The 23,099-nt window shown below is 68.5% G+C and carries 23 protein-coding genes; 12 read left to right on the forward strand and 11 right to left on the reverse strand.

All coding sequences use genetic code 11. The features are described 5' to 3' along the window. The first annotated feature begins 9 nt into the window (after positions 1-9). Positions 10-573 (forward strand): nucleotidyltransferase family protein, encoded by a 564-nt coding sequence (locus NCCP691_RS04135; RefSeq protein ID WP_220806984.1) that lies wholly within the window; start codon positions 10-12, stop codon positions 571-573. On the opposite strand, the gene NCCP691_RS04140 is transcribed toward NCCP691_RS04135, so the two are convergent. Further along, positions 561-890, reverse strand: coding sequence for a hypothetical protein (locus NCCP691_RS04140; protein WP_220806985.1), 330 nt, complete (start codon positions 888-890; stop codon positions 561-563). The two genes, NCCP691_RS04135 and NCCP691_RS04140, sit on opposite strands and share 13 nt — an antisense overlap. A 170-nt stretch (positions 891-1,060) precedes the next feature. Here NCCP691_RS04140 and NCCP691_RS04145 point away from each other — a divergent pair, with 170 nt between their 5' ends. Beyond that, entirely contained in the window at positions 1,061-1,816 is a 756-nt protein-coding gene (locus NCCP691_RS04145) for a DUF72 domain-containing protein (RefSeq protein ID WP_220806986.1), read from the forward strand. Here the strand turns inward: NCCP691_RS04145 and NCCP691_RS04150 are convergent. After that, the gene (locus NCCP691_RS04150; protein ID WP_220806987.1) at positions 1,758-3,197 is read right to left on the reverse strand and encodes a serine/threonine protein kinase; all 1,440 of its coding nucleotides are present in this window, start codon (positions 3,195-3,197) and stop codon (positions 1,758-1,760) included. The two genes, NCCP691_RS04145 and NCCP691_RS04150, sit on opposite strands and share 59 nt — an antisense overlap. 2 nt (positions 3,198-3,199) lie before the next feature. Continuing rightward, positions 3,200-3,943, reverse strand: a complete 744-nt coding sequence (locus tag NCCP691_RS04155; protein WP_220806988.1) for a metallophosphoesterase family protein — start codon at positions 3,941-3,943, stop codon at positions 3,200-3,202. 166 nt (positions 3,944-4,109) lie between these two features. Here NCCP691_RS04155 and NCCP691_RS04160 point away from each other — a divergent pair, with 166 nt between their 5' ends. Beyond that, positions 4,110-6,563: a mechanosensitive ion channel family protein gene (locus tag NCCP691_RS04160; RefSeq protein WP_220806989.1), complete on the forward strand. Its 2,454-nt coding sequence runs from the start codon at positions 4,110-4,112 to the stop codon at positions 6,561-6,563. Between the two features lie 21 nt (positions 6,564-6,584). On the opposite strand, the gene NCCP691_RS04165 is transcribed toward NCCP691_RS04160, so the two are convergent. Then, a complete protein-coding gene (locus NCCP691_RS04165) occupies positions 6,585-7,409 on the reverse strand; it encodes a CBS domain-containing protein (RefSeq protein ID WP_238482309.1) in 825 nt (274 codons plus the stop codon). Between the two features lie 183 nt (positions 7,410-7,592). Here NCCP691_RS04165 and NCCP691_RS04170 point away from each other — a divergent pair, with 183 nt between their 5' ends. Continuing rightward, positions 7,593-8,456: an ankyrin repeat domain-containing protein gene (locus tag NCCP691_RS04170; RefSeq protein ID WP_220806991.1), complete on the forward strand. Its 864-nt coding sequence runs from the start codon at positions 7,593-7,595 to the stop codon at positions 8,454-8,456. On the opposite strand, the gene queC is transcribed toward NCCP691_RS04170, so the two are convergent. Genes queC through NCCP691_RS04185 form a run of 3 tightly spaced genes read right to left on the reverse strand, consistent with a single transcriptional unit; the run spans position 8,453 to position 11,171 of the window. Then, positions 8,453-9,157, reverse strand: coding sequence for a 7-cyano-7-deazaguanine synthase QueC (gene queC / locus NCCP691_RS04175; RefSeq protein ID WP_220806992.1), 705 nt, complete (start codon positions 9,155-9,157; stop codon positions 8,453-8,455). The genes NCCP691_RS04170 and queC overlap by 4 nt on opposite strands. A 32-nt stretch (positions 9,158-9,189) precedes the next feature. After that, the gene (locus tag NCCP691_RS04180) at positions 9,190-9,927 is read right to left on the reverse strand and encodes a DUF3108 domain-containing protein (RefSeq protein ID WP_220806993.1); all 738 of its coding nucleotides are present in this window, start codon (positions 9,925-9,927) and stop codon (positions 9,190-9,192) included. Next, positions 9,924-11,171: a DUF3108 domain-containing protein gene (locus tag NCCP691_RS04185; protein WP_220806994.1), complete on the reverse strand. Its 1,248-nt coding sequence runs from the start codon at positions 11,169-11,171 to the stop codon at positions 9,924-9,926. The genes NCCP691_RS04180 and NCCP691_RS04185 overlap by 4 nt, the downstream gene beginning before the upstream one ends. Here NCCP691_RS04185 and NCCP691_RS04190 point away from each other — a divergent pair. After that, on the forward strand, positions 11,170-11,865 hold the full coding sequence (locus NCCP691_RS04190) for a PhaM family polyhydroxyalkanoate granule multifunctional regulatory protein (protein ID WP_220806995.1): 696 nt from the start codon (positions 11,170-11,172) through the stop codon (positions 11,863-11,865). The two genes, NCCP691_RS04185 and NCCP691_RS04190, sit on opposite strands and share 2 nt — an antisense overlap. Before the next feature lie 28 nt (positions 11,866-11,893). Here the strand turns inward: NCCP691_RS04190 and NCCP691_RS04195 are convergent, their stop codons facing one another. After that, entirely contained in the window at positions 11,894-13,600 is a 1,707-nt protein-coding gene (locus NCCP691_RS04195; protein ID WP_220806996.1) for a SulP family inorganic anion transporter, read from the reverse strand. 267 nt (positions 13,601-13,867) lie between these two features. Between NCCP691_RS04195 and NCCP691_RS04200 the strand changes: the two genes are divergently transcribed. The 7 genes from NCCP691_RS04200 to NCCP691_RS04230 all read left to right on the forward strand — a co-directional run bounded on the left by NCCP691_RS04200 (position 13,868) and on the right by NCCP691_RS04230 (position 21,310). Next, positions 13,868-14,530 (forward strand): response regulator, encoded by a 663-nt coding sequence (locus NCCP691_RS04200; protein WP_220806997.1) that lies wholly within the window; start codon positions 13,868-13,870, stop codon positions 14,528-14,530. Beyond that, on the forward strand, positions 14,527-15,879 hold the full coding sequence (locus NCCP691_RS04205; protein ID WP_220806998.1) for an ATP-binding protein: 1,353 nt from the start codon (positions 14,527-14,529) through the stop codon (positions 15,877-15,879). The genes NCCP691_RS04200 and NCCP691_RS04205 overlap by 4 nt, the downstream gene beginning before the upstream one ends. A gap of 418 nt (positions 15,880-16,297) precedes the next feature. Next, the gene (locus NCCP691_RS04210; protein ID WP_220806999.1) at positions 16,298-17,485 is read left to right on the forward strand and encodes a cation:proton antiporter; all 1,188 of its coding nucleotides are present in this window, start codon (positions 16,298-16,300) and stop codon (positions 17,483-17,485) included. A gap of 2 nt (positions 17,486-17,487) precedes the next feature. Then, positions 17,488-18,603: a YbdK family carboxylate-amine ligase gene (locus NCCP691_RS04215; RefSeq protein ID WP_220807000.1), complete on the forward strand. Its 1,116-nt coding sequence runs from the start codon at positions 17,488-17,490 to the stop codon at positions 18,601-18,603. Positions 18,604-18,905: 302 nt separating this feature from the next. After that, complete coding sequence (locus NCCP691_RS04220; protein WP_220807001.1) at positions 18,906-19,760, forward strand: ferritin family protein; 855 nt, start codon at positions 18,906-18,908, stop codon at positions 19,758-19,760. 63 nt (positions 19,761-19,823) lie between these two features. Next, positions 19,824-20,300: a D-glycero-beta-D-manno-heptose 1-phosphate adenylyltransferase gene (gene rfaE2 / locus NCCP691_RS04225; protein ID WP_220807002.1), complete on the forward strand. Its 477-nt coding sequence runs from the start codon at positions 19,824-19,826 to the stop codon at positions 20,298-20,300. Continuing rightward, positions 20,297-21,310, forward strand: coding sequence for an asparaginase (locus tag NCCP691_RS04230; RefSeq protein WP_220807003.1), 1,014 nt, complete (start codon positions 20,297-20,299; stop codon positions 21,308-21,310). Before rfaE2 ends, NCCP691_RS04230 begins: the two co-directional genes overlap by 4 nt. Positions 21,311-21,338: 28 nt before the next feature. Here the strand turns inward: NCCP691_RS04230 and NCCP691_RS04235 are convergent, their stop codons facing one another. Genes NCCP691_RS04235 through NCCP691_RS04245 form a run of 3 tightly spaced genes read right to left on the reverse strand, consistent with a single transcriptional unit; the run spans position 21,339 to position 23,050 of the window. Continuing rightward, on the reverse strand, positions 21,339-21,797 hold the full coding sequence (locus tag NCCP691_RS04235) for a copper chaperone PCu(A)C (protein ID WP_220807004.1): 459 nt from the start codon (positions 21,795-21,797) through the stop codon (positions 21,339-21,341). Between the two features lie 24 nt (positions 21,798-21,821). Continuing rightward, positions 21,822-22,292, reverse strand: coding sequence for a tRNA (uridine(34)/cytosine(34)/5-carboxymethylaminomethyluridine(34)-2'-O)-methyltransferase TrmL (gene trmL / locus NCCP691_RS04240; protein ID WP_220807005.1), 471 nt, complete (start codon positions 22,290-22,292; stop codon positions 21,822-21,824). 11 nt (positions 22,293-22,303) lie between these two features. Then, on the reverse strand, positions 22,304-23,050 hold the full coding sequence (locus tag NCCP691_RS04245) for a ComF family protein (protein WP_220807006.1): 747 nt from the start codon (positions 23,048-23,050) through the stop codon (positions 22,304-22,306). Positions 23,051-23,099 lie beyond the last annotated feature (49 nt).

The raw sequence follows: 23,099 nt of genomic DNA on the forward strand, positions 1-23,099 counted from the left end.
TCACCCAAGATGATGCTGGAACAAACCCTGTGCCAATGGATCGAGGCCGATCCGCTGCGCATGCGCGCGCTGCATATCGCGGCCGACCTCGACCTGCCGGACTGGTGCATCGCCGCCGGCTTCGTACGCAATCTCGCATGGGACAAGCTGCACGGTTTCGCGCAGCCGACGCCGCTGGCCGACATCGACCTGGTGTATTTCGATCCCTTCCAGGTCGGGCCGGTGCGCGACCGCGAGCTGGAAGCCCACCTGGCGACGGTCGATGCCTCGCTGCCCTGGTCGGTGCACAACCAGGCGCGCATGCATGAGCGCAACGGCGACGCGCCCTACGAGGACACGCTCGACGCGATGCGCCACTGGGTGGAAATCGAGACCGCGGTCGGCGTGCGGCTGAATGTGCGGCGCGAGGTGGAGATCGTCAGCGCCTTCGGGCTCGACAGCCTGTTCGCGAAGAAGCTCACGCCCAATCCGCGCCGCCGCAGGCTGGCGGAATTCAGTGCCCGGCTCAATCGCAAGAACTGGTTGTGGACCTGGCCGGAGCTGCAGGTCGAGACCGCGCCTCAGTCCAGCTGATTGCGCAACGCCGACAGTTCGATGTGGGTGAGGATCACCGCGCTCTTGAGCGCGTAGTTCATGCCGTCGGCAGGACGCAGGCGGCTCTGCGCCTGCTCGCTCAGACGCGCCAGGTCGTCGAGGCTCTGCCGCACCTGGCCGGCGTCCTGCTGTCTGAGTGCCTGCCGGGCCTGGCTGCTGTGCTGGCCGAGCTGGTTGACGTAGTAGCGCATGTCTTCCGGCACGTTGGCGTCGGAGCGGCATGCCCGCACCGCGTGGTCGATGGTGCGGTCGATGAAGCCGAGGCGTTGTTGGATCTCGTCGTGGTGCGCTGCCATTCAATCCCCCGAAGTCCCCGATCTGGTGAGCGGTTTTGATGATGGGCCCGCTGCGAAGTTCCTGTTCGCTCCCGCACCGCGGGAATGAAGAAGCCCTATTCTGCGCGCGCGCAGCACGCGATTCTATGCGCGCTGCACAATGTCCTCCGGTCACATGACGGGAGACGGGATTGGACGCAGGGAACGGGACGGGGACGCTGATCGGCTGCGCAGGCTGGAGCCTCTCGCGCGCCGTGGCTTCGCATTTTCCCGGAGAGGGCAGTCATCTCGAGCGCTATGCCCGGGTGCTGCCGGCGGTGGAAATCAACAGCGCTTTCTATCGTCCGCACAAGCCCGCGACCTATGCGCGCTGGCGCGACAGTGTGCCCGCCGCGTTTCGGTTTTCGGTGAAGATGCCGAAGGAAATCTCGCACCTGCGCAGGCTGCGCGACTGCGGGCAGCCGCTGGAGAATTTCCTGTCCGAAGTGGCCGGGCTGGGCGACAAGCTGGGCTGCCTGCTGCTGCAGCTGCCGCCGTCCCTGGCTTTCGATCCGCCGGCGGCGCAGGCTTTCCTGCTGCGCCTGCGCGCGGCGACCGGGGTCGATGTCGTCTGCGAGCCGCGGCACGCAAGCTGGTTCGGCGAGGAGGCGGCGGCACTGCTGGCGGAATGCCGCATCGCTTACGTCGAGGCCGATCCGTCGCCGCATGCGCTGCCCGCGTCGCCCACCGGCCCGGTGTACCTGCGCCTGCATGGCACGCCGCGCATTTATTACTCCGACTATCCGGAGGACGTCATCGATACGCTGGCGGCCAGGCTGTCGGCGCTGCGCGAAGCGGGCCGCACGGCGTGGTGCGTGTTCGACAATACGGCGGAAGGCGCGGCGGTGCCTAATGCGTTGTCGCTTCTGGCGAAGCTTGCGGCACGCTGCCCGCCCGCGCGCCCTTGACCACGGTCACCGTGCATTCCGCCTGCGCCACCACCTGCGAGGACACGCTGCCGAGATAGCGGCGCAGCGCGGAGATGCCGCGCGAGCCGATCACGATGTGGTCGACGTCGTTGATGCGCGCGTACTCGACGATGGCCGACGCGGGATCGGGCGCTTCCAGCACATGGAAGGTGATCTTCTCCGGCGCGATATTGAGGGGCCGCGCCCAGTGCTTGAGCGCGACCAGGTGCTTGACGTGAATATTGCGTCCCTGGCTGTCGACCACGTCGTCCATGCCGATGCGGCTGGTGCGCTGCACGGTCAGGCAGGCGAGCCGGGCGCCGGGCTCGGTCTGCAGGATGCGGCGGGCGGCGATGCGCAGCGACTCCGCGAGTTCTTCCGAACCGTGCGCGATGTCGATCGCGACCGCGATGATCGGCGCGCGCGCCAGCTGCTGCTCCGCCGATTGCTGCGGCATGGCTTCCATGCCGATCGCATGGAACCAGCGGCGGGTGACGGTGAACAGGCCGTCGCGCGCCGATTTCTCGGCACGTGCGGTGAGCTTCACCTGCTCCGGATTCTGCAGCTCGAAGGCAAGCTGGGCCGCGGTATCGTGGCGCGCGGCGGGATTGACCTCCAGGCAGCGCAGGATGATCTCCTGCAGCCAGGGGGGAATCGCGGGATTGATCGCGCGCGGCGGCTCCGGGTCCCGGTACAGGCGTCGGCGCAATCCGCGCACCGAGGTCGGATGGCCGTGCGGCCGCTCGCCGGTGGCCAGGTGATAGAGCAGCACGCCGAGCGCGAACAGGTCGCTGCGCGGGTCGTTGCGGATGTGCAGCACCTGTTCCGGCGAGATATAGGGGCCGGTGCCCATCGGCAGCCGGAATTCCTCCGCCAGCAGGTCCGGCATCTTGTCGTGGCGCGACAGGCCGTAGTCGATCAGGATCGCCTCGCCGCCGGCGCGGAACATGATGTTGCTCGGCTTGATGTCGAGATGGATCACATGCTGCCGATGCAGGTCGTGCAGCGCGCTGGCGACGCGGATGCCGATCGAGATGACTTCATCGACCGGCAGCGGGGCCTGATCGAAGCGCGCGCGCAGGGACTCGCCGGCGATGCGCTCCATCACGATGTAGGGATGGCCGGTGAAGTCGCCCGAGGCGATGAAATGCGGCACGTGTATGCCGGTCAGCTTGGGCATGATCATCTGCTCGACTTCGAAGCCGACGATCACGGTCGGGTCGTCATTGTCGCCGAGGATGGGGATCTTCATCAGCAGCGGCGCCTCGCCCGGCACCGGCTCGACCCTGCTGACCGCCCACAGCCAGGCCATGCCGCCCTTGTGCAGCCGCTGATCGAGGCGGAAGCCGTCGATCACCATGCCCGCTTCCAGCCGCTGCATGTTCAGCGTCCCTCGAGCAGGCGCTCGGCGAGCGCCGGCGGCAGGCCGGCGGCGCGGATCTTCTCCGCCGCCAGGTCGTGGTCGTAGGGCACGCGGAAATAGGTGAGTTCGTTGCTGGCGTCGTCGAACAGCGCATAGCAGGCGGCGGGATTGCCGTCGCGCGGCTGGCCGACCGAACCGGGCAGCACCAGCCAGCGGCGCTGCGTGGACAGCGGAATGCTGCTGTCGCCGGTCGGCACGAAGGACGAGATCTTCCCGGTGAGCGACAGGTTGTACAGCGCCGGTTCATGCACATGGCCGACGAAGGTGATCCGGCACTGGGTCGCATGCATGCTCTTGACCGCCTCCAGCGTGCCGTTGATGTATTCCCAGCTGCCGGGGTCGGCCGCGGTCGCGTGCACATAGAGGCAGTGCCCGGACTGCTGCGTCAGCGGCAGCTGTTCGAGAAAGCGCAGATGTTCCGGCGCCAGCTGCGACCGGGTCCACTCGACCACCTGGCGCGCCTGCGCATGCATGCTGGCGCTGCCGCCCTGCACCGTGGCCTGGTCATGATTGCCCTGCACCGCGATGCCGCCGCGGGCCACATGTTCCATCACGGTCTGCACCACCCAGCCGGGGTCGGCGCCGTAACCGACGAGGTCGCCGAGGAAGGCATAGCGCTGCGCCCGCTTTTCCTGCGCATGGGCGAGGCAGGCGGCGAGGGCTTCGCGGTTGGCATGGATATCGGTCAGGATGGCGGTGAGCATGGCGTGTACCGGGCGTGGCGGCGTTGGCGAAGCCCTCATCCTACTCCCCGATTCTTTGAATTTGCTTACAAGATGCCGGAGCTGAAATTGGATTTCGGGAAACTTCGGCGGCCCCGGCCCTTCCAAGCCATGCGCACCGCGCTTTCCCAAGATAAGAAAACAGAACGTGAAACGCTTTCCGGATTGTCTACTTCGCTGCCTGCTCGCCGCCTGGCTCATGCTGGCCGTGCAGGCCGGTCTTGCCCAGGCGCCGCCGGCGCCCGCCGCACCCGCCGCACCCCCTGCCGCCAAACCGGGCGACGCCCCGGCCGTGCCCGAGGCGCCGGCCGCCATTCCCGTGCCCGACATCGCGGTGCAGTCGGAGAATGCGATGCTGGAAATCCGCCAGCTCGACAACCGCGGCAGGATGGAGGAAACGCTGGTCAGCGCCGAGCGCGGCCTGCCCGCCCTGGAACGGGAAACCGGTTTCCGCCTGCGCGAGGTGCGACAGCTCAGGAGCGCGAGCGCCTCGCTGGACACGGTGCAGGGACTGGAGGAGGCGCTGCGCGATATCGAGCAGCGGACGGCGCCGCTGCGCCGCGATCTGACCCGCGTGGCGCTGCAGTCGGACCGCGACCTGAAGGAGCTCGACCGGCTCGAGGCGGTGTGGAAGGCGACGATAGAAGCGGCCAGCGCGGCCGCCGCGCCGCCGGAAGTCATCGACCGCGCGCGCGACATCGCCCGCACGGTGGCCCAGGCCAAGAAGCGGGTGATGGACGGGCGGGCGCAGGTGCTGGCGCTGCAGGGCCGCGCCTCCGACATCGGCACCCGCATCGCCGACGCCCGCGAGCTGCTCGCCGGCGCCAGCGAGCGCGCGGTCACGCGCCTGCTGTATCGCGACAGCCCGCCGGTGTGGAGCGCCGAATACTGGTCGGGAGAGGTCGACAGCTTTTCCGACGAGGCGCGGAACAACCTCGTCAACCAGACCAATACCCTCAACGACTACCTGCGCACCCGCGAGAGCGGCTTCATCCTGCACCTGGTGTTCTTCGGCCTGCTGGTGGTCATGTTCGTGGCGGTGCGCAACCGCATGGACGCGGTGCAGGGCACGGAGGAGGCGCTGCCGGGCAGCCGGCAGATCTTCGACATGCCCATCGTCTCCGCCATGCTGTTCGCGATGCTGTGCAGCAGCTGGTTCTATCCGCGTCCGCCACGCGCGCTGTGGCTGCTGATCGGCGTGCTGGCCGCGGGACCGCTGCTGGTGTTCGCGCGCCGCGTGGTGGAGGCGCGCATCTGGCCGCTGCTGGCCTCGCTGGTCGGCTTCTATCTCGCCGACCGCCTGCGCGCGCTGTTCGCGCCGTTGCCGGGCGTGCACCGGGTGCTGCTGCTGCTGGAAGTGCTCGGCCTAATGCTGTTCGTGCTCACCTGGCTGCGCCGCAACCGCGACGCGCCGCATACGGTGCCGCCCGAGCAGCGCTTCGCCTGGCGCATCGCGCTGGCGGGCGTGCGCGCCGCGCTGCTGCTGTCGGTGGGCATACTCGCGGTGACCGCCAGCGGCTATGCCCGTCTCGGCGACCTGCTCATGCGCGGCCTGCTCGCCAGCGCCTATACCGCGGTGGTGCTGTATGCGCTCACGCGGGAGGGACTGGTGCGCGGCCTGCTGCACGTGCCGCCAATCTCTTTCCTCGCCGGCGTGCGCCGCCATCGCGCGACGATCGCCATGCGGCTCAACACCTGGTTCAAGCGGCTTGCCTTCCTGCTGTGGGTGATGCTCAGCCTGCAGGCCACCGGCTTCCTGCAGCAGGCGCTCGACTGGGCGGGCGAGGTGTGGAACGCTTCGTGGGCCATCGGCTCGCTCAGCATTTCGATCCGCGAGATCAGCCTGTTCCTGCTGATCCTGTGGACCACATGGATGCTGTCGCGGCTGACGCGCTTCCTGCTGGAGGAAGAGATCTTCTCGCGGGTGCGGCTCGACCGCGGCCTGCCCTATGCGGTGTCGACCACGGTGCACTACATCATCCTGCTGTCGGGCCTGGTGCTGGCGCTGACCGCGGTCGGCGTCGACATGACGAAGTTCACCATCGTCGCCGGCGCGCTGACGGTGGGCGTGGGCTTCGGCCTGCAGAACATCGTCAACAATTTCGTGTCGGGGCTGATCGTGCTGTTCGAGCGCCCGGTGAAGGTGGGGGACACGATACAGATCGGCGACATGGTGGGCCGGGTGCAGCACATCGGCATCCGCGCCACCATCGTCCACAGCACCGCCGGATCGGAAGTCATCATCCCCAACGGCAAGCTGATCGCCGACCAGGTCACCAACTGGACCCTGTCGAGCCAGCTGCGGCAGATCGCCGTGCCGGTGATCACCAAGCCGGACGTCAGCGTGCTGCAGCTCAAGACCATCCTGCTCGACATCGCCCGCGCCAACCGCCAGGTGCTGGAAGTGCCGGCGCCGGAAATGCTCTTCCTCAAGCGCGGCGTGGACCTGTTCGAGTTCGAGCTGCGGGTATGGACGGCGGACGTCGACGCCTGGCTGCAGGTGCGCAGCGACCTGATCACCGCGATCAACGAAGCCCTGAGCAACAACGCGCTCGCGGCGGCGGCGGCCGAGCATCCGCCGCCGCCGCCGGAGACCGTCTAGCGGGCCGCTGCCGGCAGGTCGCTAGGGCGTGGCGCCGCCGGCGGTGCCGGCCGAGCCCGCGGTTCCCGCCGTGCCGCCGGAAGGCGCGCCCGGCGTGCCGATGCCGATACCCTCTGGATCGCCGCTCTCGCCCGAGGTGGTGTCGTTGCCCTGCCTGGCGATGTGGCGCACCGTCACGCCCTGCTGCTGCGGCGGCGGCAGGCGGCCGGCGCCCTCGGGGCTCAGGCCGGTGCTGTTGGGCGCATTGCGGTTGGCGAGCTGCTCGGGCGTGACTTCCACCGCGTCGGCCGGATCGCCGGTCGATGAGGGCTCGACATCCGGTTCCATCTCCTCGGCCAGGACATTGGAGCCGGCCATCCCCGTCGCGGTGCCGGTGTCCGAACCCGTCGCCATGCCGGCGGCACCGGCGCCGCCGGCGGCAGCGATCCCGCTGCGGTCCGGCTCGGACGGCGAGGATACCCGGCTGAGCACCTGCCCGGCGCGGTCCGGATCGGCATCGGTGGCAATGTCGCCGAGCGACACGATGCCGACCAGCCGGTGCGCGTCGTCATGCGTCACCACCGGCACCCGCCGCAGCTGGCTGTCGGCCATCTGCCGCATCACCTCATCCAGGTCCTGGTCCTCGAAGCACCAGCGCACGTCGGTGCTCATCACCGCATCCACCGCGGTGCCGTCGGGCGGCAGGCCGGCCGAGACGCCGCGCACCGTGATGTCGCGGTCGGTCACCATCCCCACCAGCCGTTCGCCGTCGCATACCGGCAGCGCGCCCACATTGAGATCGTCCATCATCTGCGCCGCGCGCCGCAGGCTCTCCTGTGGCGACACAAACTGGACATTGCGTGTCATGACTTGTGAAACCCTCTGCATGGCGATCACCTTTCATTTCAAGAACAGGCGGCCGGGCGCGATACGGACCGGCCGCATCATTCCGATAACGCGACCGCGGTTTGGTTCAAGACAGGGCGCCGCGCTTCGGCTGGCACTGCTTATGCAATCGCTGGCGCTTCCCTTTGGAGAAAGAGAAGCATCATGGATATCAACGACAGATTGCTCGGCGCGGTCATGCAGTCCGACAGCACCGCGGTGCGCGCCTGCCTCGCCACCGGCGCCTGCATCAATGCCAGGGATGTGGACGGCTGGACGGCGCTGCACTACGCGGCCGGCCTCGCGGATACGTCGATGGCGGCGCTGCTTTTGGCCGAGGGCGGCGATATCGGGACGCGGGACAAATACGGCATGACGCCGCTGCACATCGCCGCCCTCAGCGGCAGCGAGCAGATGGTGGGACTGCTGCTGGACGCCGGCAGCGCTCCCGACGAGCGCGACCTGTATGGCGTCACCGCGCTGTCGCTTGCCGCCGGGCACGGAGCCGACGGCGCGGTGCGCCTGCTGCTGGCGGCGGGCAGCGATGTAAATATTACCGACGACCTGGGTTACAGCGCGATGCACTGGGCGGCCAGCAACAGGAAGACAGAAGTCATGCGTGCCCTGCTGCAAGCCGGGGCCGCGCTGCACAAGCAGGACAATGACGGCGCCACGCCCTTGCACCTGGCGGTCTTTGCCGGTCATGCCGACGTCGCCAGCCTGCTGATCGCCGCCGGCGCCTCGACCGACGCGGTCGACTGCGAGGGACGCACCCCGCTGCACGTGGCCGCGCAGGAGGGTCGCGGCTTCCTGGTCACGATGCTGCTCGCCGCCGGCGCCGGGCGAGACCTGCGCGACCGCCACGGCGACACGCCGGGAAACCTGGCGCAGGCGCAGCATCATGCGACGGTGGTGAGGTTGCTGTCGGAGAGCGGCGGACCGCAGGCGCACGCCGCCGAGCCGCCGTCCACCGCACGCACGCTGAACGCGGGCGCCCGGCGCGACAGGCCGGGGGCAGGGAAGTACTAGGGCGCCGCGGCGAACTGCCGGTACCCGCGCGCCCTCAGCTCGCATGCGGGGCACTTGCCGCAGCCGTAGCCCCAGTCGTGCAGCGCGCCGCGCTCGCCGAGGTAGCAGGTGTGGGTGTCGCTGCGTATCAGGTCGACCAGCGCCTGGCCGCCGGTGTCCTGCGCCAGCTTCCAGGTCGCCGCCTTGTCGATCCACATCAGCGGCGTCTCCAGCCTGAAGCGCGTCGCCATGCCGAGATTGAGCGCCACCTGCAGCGCCTTCATGGTGTCGTCGCGGCAGTCGGGATAGCCGGAGAAATCCGTCTCGCACATGCCGCCCACCAGCACGTCCAGCCCTCGCCGGAACGCGAGCGCGGCGGCCACCGTCATGAACAGCAGGTTGCGGCCGGGGACGAAAGTGTTGGGCAGGCCGTTCGCCTGCATCGCGATTTCCGCGTCGCTGGTGAGCGCGGTATCGGAGATCGCGCCGAGCAGGCCGAGATCGACCAGGTGGTCGTCGCCGAGGCGTCGGTCCCAGTCCGGACTCAGCGCCCGCATCTTCTGCAGCAGGGTCGGGCGCACCTGCAATTCCACCGCGTGGCGCTGGCCGTAGTCGAAGCCGATGGTCTCCACCCGCGGATAGCGCGCGAGCGCCCAGGCCAGGCAGGTGGTGGAATCCTGGCCGCCCGAGAAGAGCACCAGCGCGCCGGTAGTCGTGGTCATGGTGATGTTCCTGGAACGGAAAGGCCTAGATTCTATCGCTTGACCTGCTGCAGCGTCTGCTCGATGAAGTCGCCGTCATCCTCGCTGTAGCGCAGGCGGACCGGATACCACTCCAGGCCAGGGGCCAGCCAGATGTCGAGCTGCTGGTCCTTCGAGCCCGGCTCGGGCATGCGCACCACGTGCAGCGTCGCCATTTCTCCCGCCCCGGTGGCGATCTTTTCCTGGCCCACCGCCTTGAAGGTCCAGGGATCGAGGTCGCGCCTGCCGGCCACGGTGAAGGTCCACTGGCTGCCTGCCTTCGCTTTCGCCGGCGTCGCGCGCGCGGTCGAAATCAGTTGCCACAGCACCGTGTTGCGGTCCTGTTCGCCGCCCTTGAGCGGCAGCGTCGCCCCGTTCTCGCCGAAGCGCACGGTCCTCGCCCCCTGGTCGAAGACCGTGGTCTGGGCGGGGCGGCGCAGCCGCTTTTCCTCGAAGGAAGCGGGCACGAGTCCGTTGGGGCCGATCGTGCCCTCGCTGCGCGTGTCGAGAATCTTGCCGAGCAGGGCGGCGCGCGCCTGGCTGCTGGCGGTGAAGCGGCCGCTGGACGCCTCCCACCTGGCCACCGCCTCGCCCTCCAGCGACAGGCCTTTCTGCCGGGCCTTGATCGTGTATTGCAGTTCGGCGTTCGGCGGCGGATTGACTTTCTGCCTCGGCGGCGCGGACGCGGCGGCGGCGTCGAGGCCGACGGCAAGCAGGCATGCCGGCAACAGGGCGCTCAGGCGGAGCATCATTTTTCGGTCGGCGACGCAGCGCCGTGAAGTTCGGAAAGGGACATGTCGAGGAATTCTCCGTTTGCGTAATTGTGCCGCACCCGCACCGGGTACCACTCGAGCTGCGGCGCGAGCCAGATGTCGATGCCCTGGTCGCGCCGCCCGCCGCGCGGCTCCCGCTTCAGATGCCAGGCCAGGTGGCGGCCGTGCGGCGTTTCCACCTCTTCCAGGCCGATCATGCTGAAGCGCCAGCGGTCGGCATGGCGGGCGCCGGCGACCACGATTTCCAGCTCGCCGCCCGGGACGAAGCGGCTGCCGTCGCCGCGGCCGAGCGCGGCAAGCTGCCAGGCGACGCTGGCGCGATCCTGCTCGCCGCCCTGCAGCGGCCAGCTGCCGGCGGACGAGGAAAAGCTGATGCGCCCGGCCTGGCGGTCGAACCAGGCCTGCGCCATGTCCTTGCGCCACGGCGTCTCGCTGTAGCGCTCCGGCATGATGCCCTGCGGGTTGATCCTGCCTTCGCTTTGGAAGTTCAACACCGTGATGCGGAACAGAATCGTGACGCTCGCCTCGCCGCTGATGCGGTAGCGGTCGCCGTCGGTCTGCCAGTTGAAGCGGCCGCTGCCATACCAGTTGCTGCCCTCGCGCAGCGCGGTGACCGTGTATTCCAGGCGGGCCGGCGGCGGCGGATCCGCGCGCCAGGGAACGGGGGGCGCTTGCTGTGCCGGCGGCGTTTCACCCGTGCCTTCCGCGGCGCTCGTTGCGTGCGCGGTGGCGTTCACGTCGGCGCCGGCATTCGGCTCCGCCGTCTCCGTGGCCGTCGCGGCCGGTGCCGCCGGTTCCGTCCCGGCGATCTGCGGCGGTGTGGCCGGTGCGGGCGCCGGCCGGGGACGCGGCTTTGCCTTGCTCTTCGGTTTTTCCCTCGGCGCGGGCGGCGGCGGCGCGGTCTTCGGCGGCGGCGGCGGAAGCAGCGCGACCGACAGCGGCTCGGCCGGGACGTCCGTCGGGCCGCCGGGCAGCGTCAGGTAGCCGCTCGCCCAACCCATGACGAGCAGGTGCGCGACGACGGAGGCGGCCAGGATGAACAGCCAGCGCCAGGGGCGGCGGGGCGGCGACGGGGAAACGGACATTGCGCTAGTGTAGCAAGGCTGGCCGCCCGCGCTTTCCTTGCGCGCCCTCACATGACAGCCGGCGGCGGCCGGCGCATACTTCAGGCTTGGCGTCTTGCCATGAATGGAACGGATTTCCCGCCAGAGGAGACAGATCATGACCAATCCGAGCATGCCGAACATTCCGGGGATGGAGGCCGTCGCCGACACCCTCGAATTCGTCAAGAACCTGTGGGGCAGCATGGGCATTCCCGGCATGGGCGCCGCCGGCATGCCGGGCGCGATGCCCGGGATGAACATGCCCGGGATGAACATGCCGGGCATGGTGATGCCCACCCTGTCCGTCGAAGAGATCAACAAGAAGATCGCCGACCTGAAGGCGGTCGAGTCCTGGCTCAACCTCAACATGGGCATGCTGCGCAGCACGATACAGGCGCTGGAAGTGCAATCCGCCACCATCAGCACGCTGCAGTCGATGGGCCAGACCTTCGCGGCCAGCATGAGCGGCGGCCTCAAGGAAGGCGGCGAGTCGAAACCGGCGTCCGGCAACGGCTCGGCCGGCGCCGGCAACGGCCATGCGGCTGGGAAGGAAGCGTCCGCCGCACAGCCCGCCGGCGCGGAAACGGGCGATGCGGCCATGTTCGCGGCGCCGCTGGTCAACGCCGCGGCCTGGTGGAACGCACTGCAGGAACAGTTCGCCAACGCGGTCACCACCGCCATGGCCGACGGCGCGAAAGCCATGGCTCCCGCCGCGCCGGCCACGGAGGAAGAAAAGCCGGCGGCCCGGCCGAAACGCGCCGGCGCCACCGCCAACAGCCGCCGCAAGAGCGGCAAGCCGGGCGGCGAGTCGTGACGCGGCCGACGCCGGCAGGACCGTCGAGCTAGCGGGCAGCCCGCGCAATCCCGCCGTATCCCCCGCCCTCCGACAGCGCCGCCACCGCCGCGCTGTCGGTCGGGAAAATGCGCGCCGGCCCGAGCGTCTGCGCGAAGCCCGCCTTTTCCAGCATCTCCATCACCTGTTTCTTCACCGAGCACAGCTGCAGCGAAATGCCCTCGGCCTGCAGCGAGGCATGCAGCTGCGCGAGCGCGTCGGTGCCCGTGGTGTCGATGTCGTTGATGCCGCTCGCGCACAGCAGCACCCGCCGCAGGCCGCGGTCCTGCCGGCAGCGTTCGCCGATGAAGCGCAGCAGCGCCGCCGAGGTCAGAAAGTTGAGCGCGGCATCGATGCGCACCGCCAGCAGGTCCGGCGCCAGCGGCGGCAGCGAGAAGCGGGCGCGGTCGCGCAGGGTGCCGTCGGCATGCAGGCTCACTTCGATGATGCGCGGCTCGGTGCGCCGGTAGAGGAAGGCGCCCATGGTCAGCACCACGCCGGCCACCACGCCCCAGTGCAGGCGCGGCATCGAAAACAGCGTCACGAAAAAGGTCACCAGCGCGATGGCCGCATCGAGCCGCGACACCGCGAACAGGCGCCGCAGCGCACGCAGGTCCAGCAGCGAGAACACCGGCATCATGATCATCGCCGCCAGCACCGCCAGCGGCAGATGGCGGATCAGGTCGGTCAGGAACAGCAGGGAGAGCAGCACGCACAGCGTCGCGACGAGCGTGGCCCAGGCGCTCTGCGCGCCCGCGTACAGGTTGAGCGCCGACCGCGAGAACGAGCCGCTGACCGGGAAGGCGCCGGTGAAGCCCGCCACCGTCTTGGCCAGGCCCTGGCCGATCAGTTCCTGGTTTTCGTCCCAGGCCTCGTTGCGCTTGCGGCTGAGCGCGCGGCAGCTCGTCATGGCCTCGGTAAAGCTGATCAGCGCCAGCACCAGCGCCGCCGGCCACAGCTCCTGGTGGCTGGCGAGCGGGATCGACGGCGGCAGCGAAAGCGCCGGCAGGCCGGCGGGAATGGCGCCGACCACCGCGCCGCCGAGGCGTTCGTAATCCAGCAGGCGTCCGGCGCCGATGCCGAGCACGCATACCGCCAGCACGCCCGGAAAGGCCGGCCACAGGCGCTTGAACAGCGCCAGCAGCAACAGCGAGGCGAGTCCGAAGCCGCAGCTCAGCAGCACCCGGGTGCCGTCGTCGCGCAGCTGCCGCATGAGGGATCCGGGGTCGTCCGCCCGCAGCCCGGTGAGGGCCGGCAGTTGCGAGACGATGATGATGATCGCCGCCGCATTGATGAAGCCGGTCATGACCGGCTGCGAGACCAGGCTGGCGATGCGGCCGAGGCGGAAGGCGCCCAGCAGGAACTGGATCAGGCCGGCGTAGAGCGACAGCCAGATGGCCAGCCCCACCCATTTCGCGCTGCCCGGTTCGGCCAGCGGCGCCAGCGAACCGAAGGTCAGCAGGCTGGTCAGTGCGACCGGCCCCACCGCCAGCAGCGGCGCCGAGCCCCAGAGGATGCCGACGATCGCCGGCAGCAGGGCGGCGTAAAGTCCGGTTTCGGCCGGCATGCCCGCCAGCGCCGCATACGCCACCGCCTGCGGCACCAGCACCAGCCCGACGGTGATGCCGGCCCAGACATCCTGGCGCAGGCCGGCCGGCGTGGGGCGCGGCCATTGCAGGAAGGGGAAGAAGCGGCGGAGACGGGGCGAGATCTGCATGGCAGGGCATGACGATACGGCAATTGCGGAAAACCTGCTGCCGGAATTGACAAGGCCCGTGCCGGGGCACGGGCCTGTCGTCTCCTCACCATCCTCGAGAATGGATTCTTTATCAACACACACGGCGTGAAGGATGCCGTGGCGCAAAGTCTACCGCCCAATACTTATTGGAATCTTAAGGCCCGCCGCGCAGCTTGCCCTGCCGCCGCCGGCGTGCCTACAATCCGACGCTCACCCCTATACGGCGGCGCCGCCCGCTCCCGAATCATGAAAGTACTGCTGGTCGAAGACGACGCCATGATCGGCGAAAACATCCAGATCGCGCTCGAAGGCGAGGACATCGTCATCGACTGGGTGCGCGACGGCGGCGCGGCCGAGGCGGCGCTCGCCGGCGGCGCCTATGACGCGATGCTGCTCGACCTCGGCCTGCCGCGCAAGGACGGCATCGACGTGCTGCGCTCGCTGCGCGGCCGCGGCAACAACATGCCGGTGATGGTGATCACCGCGCGCGACACCGTGGCCCAGCGGGTGCAGGGCCTCAACAGCGGCGCCGACGACTACCTGGTCAAGCCCTTCGACCTCGAGGAAATGATCGCCCGCCTGCATGCGCTGGTGCGGCGCGCGCGCGGCGCGGTGGAACCGGTCTACCGCAACGGCGAAGTCGTGGTCAACACCGCCACCCGGCAGGTGCTCGCCGGCGAGCGGCAGGTCATCCTGTCTTCCCGCGAGTGGACCATTCTCGACGCGCTGGTGTCGCGTCCCGGCGCCATCCTGTCGCGCGCCCAGCTCGAGGAAAAACTCTACGGCTGGTCCGGCGACGTCGAAAGCAATGCGGTCGAAGTCTACATCCACGGGCTGCGCAAGAAGCTCGGTCAGCAGTTCATCATCAATGTACGGGGGCTCGGCTACATGGTCGAGAAGACGGCATGATGCGCTCGCTGCGCATCCGCCTGATCCTGCTGCTCGGGATCGCGATCGGCGGCGCCACGCTGCTGCAGTTCACGGTCGCCTTCAACACTTCGATGAAGAAGGCCGACACGCTGTTCGACTATCACATGCAGCAGATGGCGATGGCGCTGCGCGACAGCAATTTCGAACAGCCCGACTGGTACACCTCGAAGAAGGAAGAAGAGATCAACTTCGACTTCGTGATCCAGGTGTGGACCGACGACGGCGTGCGCGTCTACCAGTCGCGGCGCTACCGCTCCCTGCCCGAGCAGGGCGTGCTCGGCTATTCCACCGTCACGCTCGACAACGGCGACTGGCGCATCTACTCCGTGCATACCGATACCCGGGTGATCCAGGTCGCCCAGAAGATGGACAGCCGGCGCGACCGCGCCATCGACGTCACGCTGCAATCGGTCTGGCCCATCATTCCGGTGTCGCTGCTGCTGCTCGGCGCGGCCTGGTGGGTGGTCACCTCGGCGCTGGCGCCGCTCAACCGCATCGGCAGCGACCTCGCCCGGCGCGACGCGCGCTCGCTGGAGCCGGTCTCGGACGCCGGCGTGCCGAAGGAAGTCTCGCTGCTGGTGGCCGAGCTCAATTCGCTGCTGGCGCGCGTCAACGGCGCACTGCTGTCGCAGCAGCGCTTCGTCGCCGACGCCGCGCATGAATTGCGCTCGCCGCTGACCGCCCTCAAGCTGCAGGTGCAGACACTGGCGAGGGCGCGCGACGATGCCGCGCGCAGCCAGGGCATCAGCCGCCTGCTCGGCGGCGTCGACCGCGCCTCGCGGCTGGTGGAACAGCTGCTGTCGCTGGCGCGCGAGGATCCGCTCGCCCACGATGCCGGGCCGTCCGAGGTCGACCTGTCGGCCTGCGTCGACACCGCGATCGCCGACGTGTCGGTGCTGGCGGCCTCGCGCGCGGTCCGCCTCGAGCACGCGCCGGCGGCGCCGGCGCTGGTGCACGGCGACAGCGAGAGCCTGCGCATCATGTGCCGCAACCTGCTCGACAACGCGGTGCGCTATACCCCCGAGGGCGGCGTCGTCCGCTGCACGCTGTCCGCCGCGCCGGACCAGGTGCTGCTGTGCGTGGAGGATTCCGGTCCCGGCATTCCCGAGGAAGACCGGGCACGGGTGTTCGACCGCTTTTACCGGCTGCCGGGCACCAGTCCCGGCGGCAGCGGCCTCGGCCTGGCCATCGTCAGGGCCATCGCCGACCGCCATGGCGCGGACGTCCAGCTCGGACGGAGCGCGCTGGGCGGGCTCTCCGTCTCGGTCCGGCTGGCGCCGATGCCGTCGCCCGCCGAACAGCAGGATGCGGCGGAAACCACGGAATGAGCCGCAACAACCCTTTCTTAAGTTTCCCTTAAGAATCGTGGTGCATGATGCGTTTCATGCACCGAAGGATTGGTGCCGGGACCACCCTCCCGACTCCGGATTCCGGTCCCGCGCCCGCGGGATCCGCGGCGCCGAGCATCGGCGGCGCACGTAAAGAGCAACGACGTTGCACAACAGAGGAAGGCCGAGCGCCTTTTTAAGCCCCCCTTAAGCAAGGGGGATTTTTTTTCGCCGCAGCCGGCGGCACGGTCCGCCGCAGGACCCGCGCCGCGACTAGCCCCGTCTCCTGCCCAGCCACCCGTCGCATCCCGGGTGCTGCGCTTGCGCAATACACAACTTTGCGCCACATCAGACAATGCGCGGCTGCGCCGGTGGGAGCGATTTTTCTTGCCGCACCACCAACAAACATGGAGGACCCATGACCGAAACCATGCTCTCGGCCACCGACCTCGTATGGCCGCTGGCCTTCGCCCTTGCCTGGGTGCTGGGCGAACTCGGCCATCGCTTCACCGGGTTGCCAAGGGTGAGCATCTACGCGCTGACCGGTTTTTTCGCCTCGTACTGGCAGGCCGGCCTGTTGCCGCGCGTCTCGGACAGCACGATGCTGCTGCTGGCCAATATCGCGTTCGGCCTGATCCTGTTCGAATTCGGCTACCGCATCAACCTGCGCTGGCTGCGCACCAATGCGTGGGTAGGAATTACCGGCCTGTTCGAAGCCCTGCTCACTTTCTCCCTGGTGTACGTGGTCGCCTACGGCTTCGGCCAGACCATGCTGTCGTCGCTGCTCCTGGCCGCGCTCGCCATTCCCACCTCGCCGGTGGAGCTGATGCGGGTGGTCAATGAAAGGCGAGCTTCCGGGCAGGTGACCGAGCGCGCGCTGCACCTGTCCGCGCTCAACTGCTTTCTCGCCGTGTTCGCCTTCAACCTGGTGGTCGGACTCTGGACCTTTGAGAGTTCGGGCAGCGTCTGGGGCGCGGTCTCCAACAGCCTGCTGGTGCTCGCGGTATCGGGCGCGCTCGGCGCGCTGTTCGGGCTGGCGGTGCCGGGGCTGCTGCGCAAGCTCGGCAAGGTCAGCACCGATGCCACCCTGGTCTTCGGACTGGCCGTGATCCTGCTCGCCGCGCTGGCGCAGACGCTCAAGGTATCCCCCTTGCTGGCGACGCTCACCTTCGGCTGCGTCGCCCGTCACCGCCGCGTCGTCTTCAACCAGACCCAGCGCAATTTCGGCGAACTCGGCAACCTGCTCACCGTGCTGCTGTTCGTCGTGATCGGCGCCGGCCTGTCCTGGGCGCGCGTCTACAACGGCCTCTGGATCGGACTGGCGCTGCTCGCCGCCCGCTTCGCCGGCAAGCTGATCGGCACCGCCGCCTTTTCCCGCGTATCCGGCACGAGCTGGCGCAAGGGCGTGCTGACCGGGGTCGCGCTGTCGCCGATGTCGGTGCTGGTGGTCCTGCTCTTGCTGCAGACCCGGCAGATGGGCGTCGATCTGCTCGACCAGCTGGCGCCCCTGAGCGCGGCGGCGCTGGTGCTCGCCATCCTCGGCCCGCTGCTGGTGCAGTGGGCGCTGAAGCTGGCGCACGAAACCGCGGACGACGAGGAGAAATAGACATGCCGCTCGAAACCTTCAAGACTTCCAGCCCGCTCACGCTCGGCGTGGAGCTGGAGCTGCAACTGGTCAGCCTCTCCGATTTCGACCTGGTCGATGCCAGTCCCGACATGCTCGACCTGCTCGGCCGGCGCAAATTCCCGGGCAACGTGGTGCCCGAGATCACCGAGAGCATGATCGAGATTTCCACCGACGTGCAGACCAGCCATCACGGCCTGCTGGCGCAGCTGCGCGAAATCCGCGACGCGCTGGTGACGGCGGGCGACAGGCTCAATGTGGGCGTATGCGGCGGCGGCACCCATCCGTTCCAGAAATGGACCGAGCGCAAGATATTTTCCAAGCCGCGCTTCAAGCAGGTGTCGGGCCTGTACGGCTACCTCGCGAAGCAGTTCACCATCTTCGGCCAGCACGTGCACGTGGGCTGCGGCAGCGGCGACGACGCGCTCTACCTGCTGCATTCGCTCAACCGCTACATTCCGCATTTCATCGCGCTGTCCGCGTCCTCGCCCTATTCGCAGGGCAGCGACACGCTGTTCAATTCGGCGCGGCTCAATTCGGTATTCGCGTTTCCGCTGTCAGGGCGCGCGCCCTTCCTGCTTTCCTGGGACGATTTCCGCCACGATTACTTCTCGCGCATGGAAGAGACCGGCATCGTCAGCAGCATGAAGGACTTTTACTGGGATATCCGACCCAAGCCGGAATTCGGCACCATCGAGCTGCGGGTCTGCGATACGCCGCTCACCGTGGACCGGGCCGCGGCGCTCGCCTGCTACCTGCAGGCGCTGTGCAGCCACCTGCTCGAGCGCAGCGAGCCGCCGCCGGAGGAAGACGACTATCTCGTCTACAACTACAACCGTTTCCAGGCCTGCCGCTTCGGCCTCGACGGCACCCTGGTGCATCCGCAGACGCACGAGAACCTGTCCATCAGGGAAGACATCCTGGCAACGCTGCGCAAGCTCGAGCCGCACGCCGACAAGCTCGGCAGCCGGCCGGCGTTCGACCACCTGTATCAGGTCACCCACGCGGGAAGCGATGCGCACTTCCTGCGGCAGGAGCGGGCCTCCAGCGGCAGCGCCGAAGGCATGGTCGATGCAGCGCTCCGGCGATTCCGAGAGTAAATGAGTTTGAAACGGCGCAGGCGCGCGGCACTTGTCGACCCGACGACGGTCATACAGCCGACAGCGCGGCCACCGGATGTCCGACGGTCGCGCGCGCCATCGTCCGGCACCGGCTGTGTCGCAGGCAAGGCCTGCGGGCACCGCCGCAAAGCCAGCGCGCGGATCGGCGGGTGAGCGCGGCAGGAAGCTCGACCCGCGGCCCGAGATCCGTTCCCTTTTTGCCAAGGTTGCCGGCGGCTGTCACGGTGCTGCTACATTTTCTTGGTAGAATCAACCACTTATCTCAATCACTAAGGTGCTTCATGCTGTACCCGGAACTATTCAAATCGCTCGAACAAGTGCGCTGGAACATGGAGACGGACATCCCCTGGGACAAGTTCGATGCCTCACTGCTGTCGGACGAACAGGCACAGACCATCCGGATGAATGCGATCACCGAATGGTCGGCCCTGCCCGCGACCGAGATGTTCCTGAGGGACAACCGCGGCGACAGCGATTTTTCGGCATTCATGTCGGTCTGGTTCTTCGAGGAGCAGAAGCATTCCCTGGTGTTGATGGAGTACCTTCGCCGTTTCCGCCCCGACCTCGTTCCCACCGAGGAAGAGCTGCATAACGTGCGCTTCGAGTTCGATCCGGCGCCTCCGCTGGAAACCCTGATGCTGCACTTCTGCGGCGAAATCCGCCTCAACCACTGGTATCGCTGCGCCTCCGAATGGCATACCGAGCCGGTGATCAAGCAGATCTACAAGATCATCAGCCAGGACGAGGCGCGCCACGGCGGCGCCTATCTGCGCTACATGAAAAAGGCGCTCAACGAAGCCGGCGACGCCGCCCGTGCCGCCTTCGCCAAGATCGGCGTGCTGATGGCCTCCGCCCGCCGCACCGAAAAGCCGCTGCATCCGACCAACCTGCACGTGAACCAGGCGCTGTTCCCGAACGACACGGTGCAAAGCCGCCTGCCCGACCCGAACTGGCTCGAGCGCTGGCTGGACGGCCAGATCAAGTTCGACGGCGAGTGGGAAAAGAAGGTCGTCGACCGCATCCTGCACAACATGTCGCTGCTGTTCGAGCGTACTTTCGAATCGGTGCAGGACCTGAACCGCTATCGCAAGGAAGTCACCTCGCGCCTGGCCGCGCAAAAGCCTGCCGCGGCCTGACGGGCGAAGCGTTAAACTGGAGGCCGCGCGCGTTCCGCCCGCGGCCTTTTCCGTTTCTGCGCCATGCCCGACTTCGAAAAAAAACTCGCTTCCCGCAAGACCCTCGCCGAACGCATCGCGGCGCTGCCGCAACCGGTCGTGCTGACCAACGGCGTCTTCGACATTCTCCACCGCGGACATGTCACCTATCTCGCCCAGGCCCGCGCGCTCGGCGCCTCGCTCGTGGTGGCGGTCAACACCGACGCATCGGTCAGGCGCCTGGGCAAGGGCGACGACCGTCCGATCAACAGCTGCGACGACAGGATGGCCGTCCTCGCCGCGCTCGAATCGGTCAGCCTGGTCGTGCCCTTCGATGAAGACACCGCGCTCGAAGTGGTGCAGGAAGCCCGGCCCGACATCTATGTGAAGGGCGGCGATTACGACATGGCCGCGATCCCCGAGGGCAGGGCCGTCAGCGCCTACGGCGGTCGTGCGGTCGCCATCGCTTTCGAGCATGACCGGTCCACCAGCAAGCTGCTGGCGAAGGTGCGCAGCCAATGATCGGGCAAGGATTCGACATACTCGCCGAAAGCACGCGCGGCGGCCACGTCGAATCGGTGCATGCGGGCGCGGTCGCCGTGGTCGACACGGCAGGGCGCCTGCTGTACAGCGCGGGCGATCCGGACTTCCCCGCCTTCACCCGCTCCACCATCAAGCCCTTCCAGGCACTGCCGCTGCTGCGTGCCGGCGGCCACGAGAAATTCCGCTTCGGCAGCCGGGAGATCGCGCTGCTGTGCGCCAGCCACTCCGGCGAAGACATGCACACATCGGTCGTGCAGCGCATGCTGCATGAGGCGGGATGCGACGAGCATCACCTGCGCTGCGGCTGCCATGTCCCGCTGCGCTACGGAACAGGGGAGGCGCCGCCCGCCGGCATGTCGTTCAATCAGCTGCACAACAACTGCAGCGGCAAGCATGCCGGCTTTCTCGCCTATTGCGTGCAGCACGGGCTGCCGCTCGACAGTTACCTCGACCCGTCGCATCCGCTGCAGCAGGCGGTCCGGCGCAGCGTCGCATCCGCCGCGCGGCTGCCCGAGACCGCCCTGATCACCGGCACCGACGGCTGCTCCGCACCGAACTTCGCACTGCCGCTCTCGCGTCTCGCGCATGCCTATGCGCGGCTGAGCCAGGGCGAAGGCGACACCGAGGCGGGCGACCTGTACGGCCTGCTGTTCGCGGCAATGACCGGGCACCCGGAGCTGGTGTCCGGCAGTGGTCGCGGCGACCTCGCGTTCATGCGCACCGCGCCCGGCGACTGGGTCGCCAAGGGCGGCGCGGAAGCGGTCCAGGTGCTCGGCATACGCTCGGCGGGCATCGGCATAGCCGTCAAGATCGCCGATGGCGGGGCGAGGGCGCTGTATCCGGCGACGATCGCGGTGCTGCGGGACATCGGCCTGCTGCCCGACCCGTCGGCGACGCCGCTACGGGAATGGGAGCAGCCGGCGCTGAAGAACCTGCGCGGCCTGCAGACCGGCGTGCTGCGGGCGACGCTGCGATTGCGCAGGCACTGAACGGCGGCCCGCCCGGCGGTCCACCGGATCAGTGACCGTGACGGTGCCCGCCCGCGGCCTCCTGCACGCTGACCTCGACCTCGAGCTTGCCCGCCTTGTCGAACTGCAGGGTCAGCGGAAAGCGCTCGCCGGCCCTGAGCGGCTGGCGCAGGCCCATCAGCATCAGGTGGTAGCCTTCCCCCGGTTTCATCTCCAGCGTCGCCGCCGAACCGATGTCGATGCCGCCGACTTCGCGCATCTTCATCACGTTGCCCTGCATGCTCATCGTATGCAGTTCGACCGACTTCGCCACCGGCGTGGCGGCGCCGACCAGCCTGTCGGCGGCCTTTCCCCTGTTCTCGATGGTCAGGTAGGCGCCGCCGGCCGGCTGCTGCGGCATCGTCGCCCGCGCGTAGGCCTGGCTCACCCGCAGCTCCTGTGCATGGGCGGAGCCGAGGGCCAGGGCGGCGCAGGTGGTGAAGAGGGCGATGATCGAGCGCTTTTGCATGATGCTTTCCTTTGATTGAATGACTCAGGCGCCGCCGGCGTAGCCGTGCTGCCGCCAGGCTTCGAAGACCACGACCGCCACCGTGTTGGACAAATTGAGGCTGCGGTTGCCCGGCCGCATGGGCAGCCGGATGCGCTGTGCTGCCGGGAAGCTCTCCCGAAGCGCCGGCGCCAGTCCCCGCGTCTCGGAGCCGAAAATGAACCAGTCGCCGGGCCGGAAGGCGACGGACGCGAACGGCGTCGAGCCGTGGGTGGTCAGCGCGAACATGCGTTCCCGGTCCGGGTTTTCGGCGAGCAGGAAAGCGTCCCAGCCGGGATGCACCTTCATCGTCGCATAGTCATGGTAGTCGAGTCCGGCGCGCCGCATCTTCGCATCGTCCAGCGGAAAACCGAGCGGTTCGACCAGGTGCAGCTGCGCGCCGGTGTTGGCGCACAGGCGGATGACGTTGCCGGTATTCGGCGGAATTTCGGGTTCGACAAGCACGACGTTGAACAAGCAGGACTCCTTTAATTGACGGTGCGGGCGAACACCAGGGCGGTGACGCGGGCCGCGCCGCGCCGCTTGAGCGCGGCGGCGGCCGCATTGAGCGTTTCGCCGGTGGTCATCACGTCGTCCACGATCGCCACATGGGCGCCGGCAAGCGCGCCCAGTCGCATCGGATCGACACGGAACGCCTGCCGCATGTTCCGGCGGCGCTCGTCCGGGTGCAGCAGGGCCTGCGGCGTGGTGTCGCGCTGACGCTGCAGCAGCCGCAGGTCGAGCGGCAGCTTCAGCAGCGACGCGAGCGGACGTGCGATTTCCGCCGCCTGGTTGAACCCGCGCTCGGCCAGTCGGCTTGGTCCCAGCGGCACCGCGGTCAGCAGGGCGGGTGGCGGATGCATGGAGACTCGCCACGTCTCGGCCATGCTGCGCGCGAGCAGCGGCGCGAGCGCGAGGCGGTGACCGAACTTCAGCCCGAGCACCAGCTGTTCGAGCGGCGGGGCGTAGTCGACCGCCGCCACCGCCGCATCGAAGGCCGGAGGGCGTCGCAGGCACTCGCCGCACTGCGTCGCCGCCGACGCGTCTGCCGGCAGCGGCAGCGCGCAACGGCGGCAGCGCCTGGGCCGGGCGGCAAAGTGCTGCGCCGCGCATCCCGCGCACAGCCCGTCGCCGCATTCGCCGCCGCACAGCGCGCAGGCGCCGGGCAGCAGCGCCCGCAGCATGCCGGTCAGGGCGGGCAGGGCGGACAGCACGGAAGGCAGGGGCGGCGGCATCGGAGCAGCAGGCGGGACTAGCGTGTAAACTTCGCCATTATCTCACTGC

Source organism: Noviherbaspirillum aridicola (assembly GCF_019656455.1).
GTDB lineage: Bacteria > Pseudomonadota > Gammaproteobacteria > Burkholderiales > Burkholderiaceae_D > Noviherbaspirillum > Noviherbaspirillum aridicola.

Bases quoted from the DNA above. Each gene is read 5' to 3' on its own strand.
- NCCP691_RS04210 (WP_220806999.1), top strand. From the start codon at position 16,298: ATGACCGAAACCATGCTCTCGGCCACCGACCTCGTATGGCCGCTGGCC.
- NCCP691_RS04190 (WP_220806995.1), top strand. From the start codon at position 11,170: ATGACCAATCCGAGCATGCCGAACATTCCGGGGATGGAGGCCGTCGCC.
- NCCP691_RS04155 (WP_220806988.1), bottom strand. From the start codon at position 3,943: ATGCTCACCGCCATCCTGACCGATATCCATGCCAACCGCGAAGCCCTC.
- NCCP691_RS04150 (WP_220806987.1), bottom strand. From the start codon at position 3,197: ATGCAGCGGCTGGAAGCGGGCATGGTGATCGACGGCTTCCGCCTCGAT.
- NCCP691_RS04230 (WP_220807003.1), top strand. From the start codon at position 20,297: ATGATCGGGCAAGGATTCGACATACTCGCCGAAAGCACGCGCGGCGGC.
- NCCP691_RS04215 (WP_220807000.1), top strand. From the start codon at position 17,488: ATGCCGCTCGAAACCTTCAAGACTTCCAGCCCGCTCACGCTCGGCGTG.
- NCCP691_RS04245 (WP_220807006.1), bottom strand. From the start codon at position 23,050: ATGCCGCCGCCCCTGCCTTCCGTGCTGTCCGCCCTGCCCGCCCTGACC.
- rfaE2 (WP_220807002.1), top strand. From the start codon at position 19,824: ATGCCCGACTTCGAAAAAAAACTCGCTTCCCGCAAGACCCTCGCCGAA.
- NCCP691_RS04140 (WP_220806985.1), bottom strand. From the start codon at position 890: ATGGCAGCGCACCACGACGAGATCCAACAACGCCTCGGCTTCATCGAC.
- NCCP691_RS04235 (WP_220807004.1), bottom strand. From the start codon at position 21,797: ATGCAAAAGCGCTCGATCATCGCCCTCTTCACCACCTGCGCCGCCCTG.
- NCCP691_RS04220 (WP_220807001.1), top strand. From the start codon at position 18,906: ATGCTGTACCCGGAACTATTCAAATCGCTCGAACAAGTGCGCTGGAAC.
- NCCP691_RS04180 (WP_220806993.1), bottom strand. From the start codon at position 9,927: ATGATGCTCCGCCTGAGCGCCCTGTTGCCGGCATGCCTGCTTGCCGTC.
- NCCP691_RS04185 (WP_220806994.1), bottom strand. From the start codon at position 11,171: ATGATCTGTCTCCTCTGGCGGGAAATCCGTTCCATTCATGGCAAGACG.
- NCCP691_RS04205 (WP_220806998.1), top strand. From the start codon at position 14,527: ATGATGCGCTCGCTGCGCATCCGCCTGATCCTGCTGCTCGGGATCGCG.
- NCCP691_RS04165 (WP_238482309.1), bottom strand. From the start codon at position 7,409: ATGACACGCAATGTCCAGTTTGTGTCGCCACAGGAGAGCCTGCGGCGC.
- NCCP691_RS04170 (WP_220806991.1), top strand. From the start codon at position 7,593: ATGGATATCAACGACAGATTGCTCGGCGCGGTCATGCAGTCCGACAGC.
- NCCP691_RS04135 (WP_220806984.1), top strand. From the start codon at position 10: ATGATGCTGGAACAAACCCTGTGCCAATGGATCGAGGCCGATCCGCTG.
- NCCP691_RS04200 (WP_220806997.1), top strand. From the start codon at position 13,868: ATGAAAGTACTGCTGGTCGAAGACGACGCCATGATCGGCGAAAACATC.
- queC (WP_220806992.1), bottom strand. From the start codon at position 9,157: ATGACCACGACTACCGGCGCGCTGGTGCTCTTCTCGGGCGGCCAGGAT.
- NCCP691_RS04195 (WP_220806996.1), bottom strand. From the start codon at position 13,600: ATGCAGATCTCGCCCCGTCTCCGCCGCTTCTTCCCCTTCCTGCAATGG.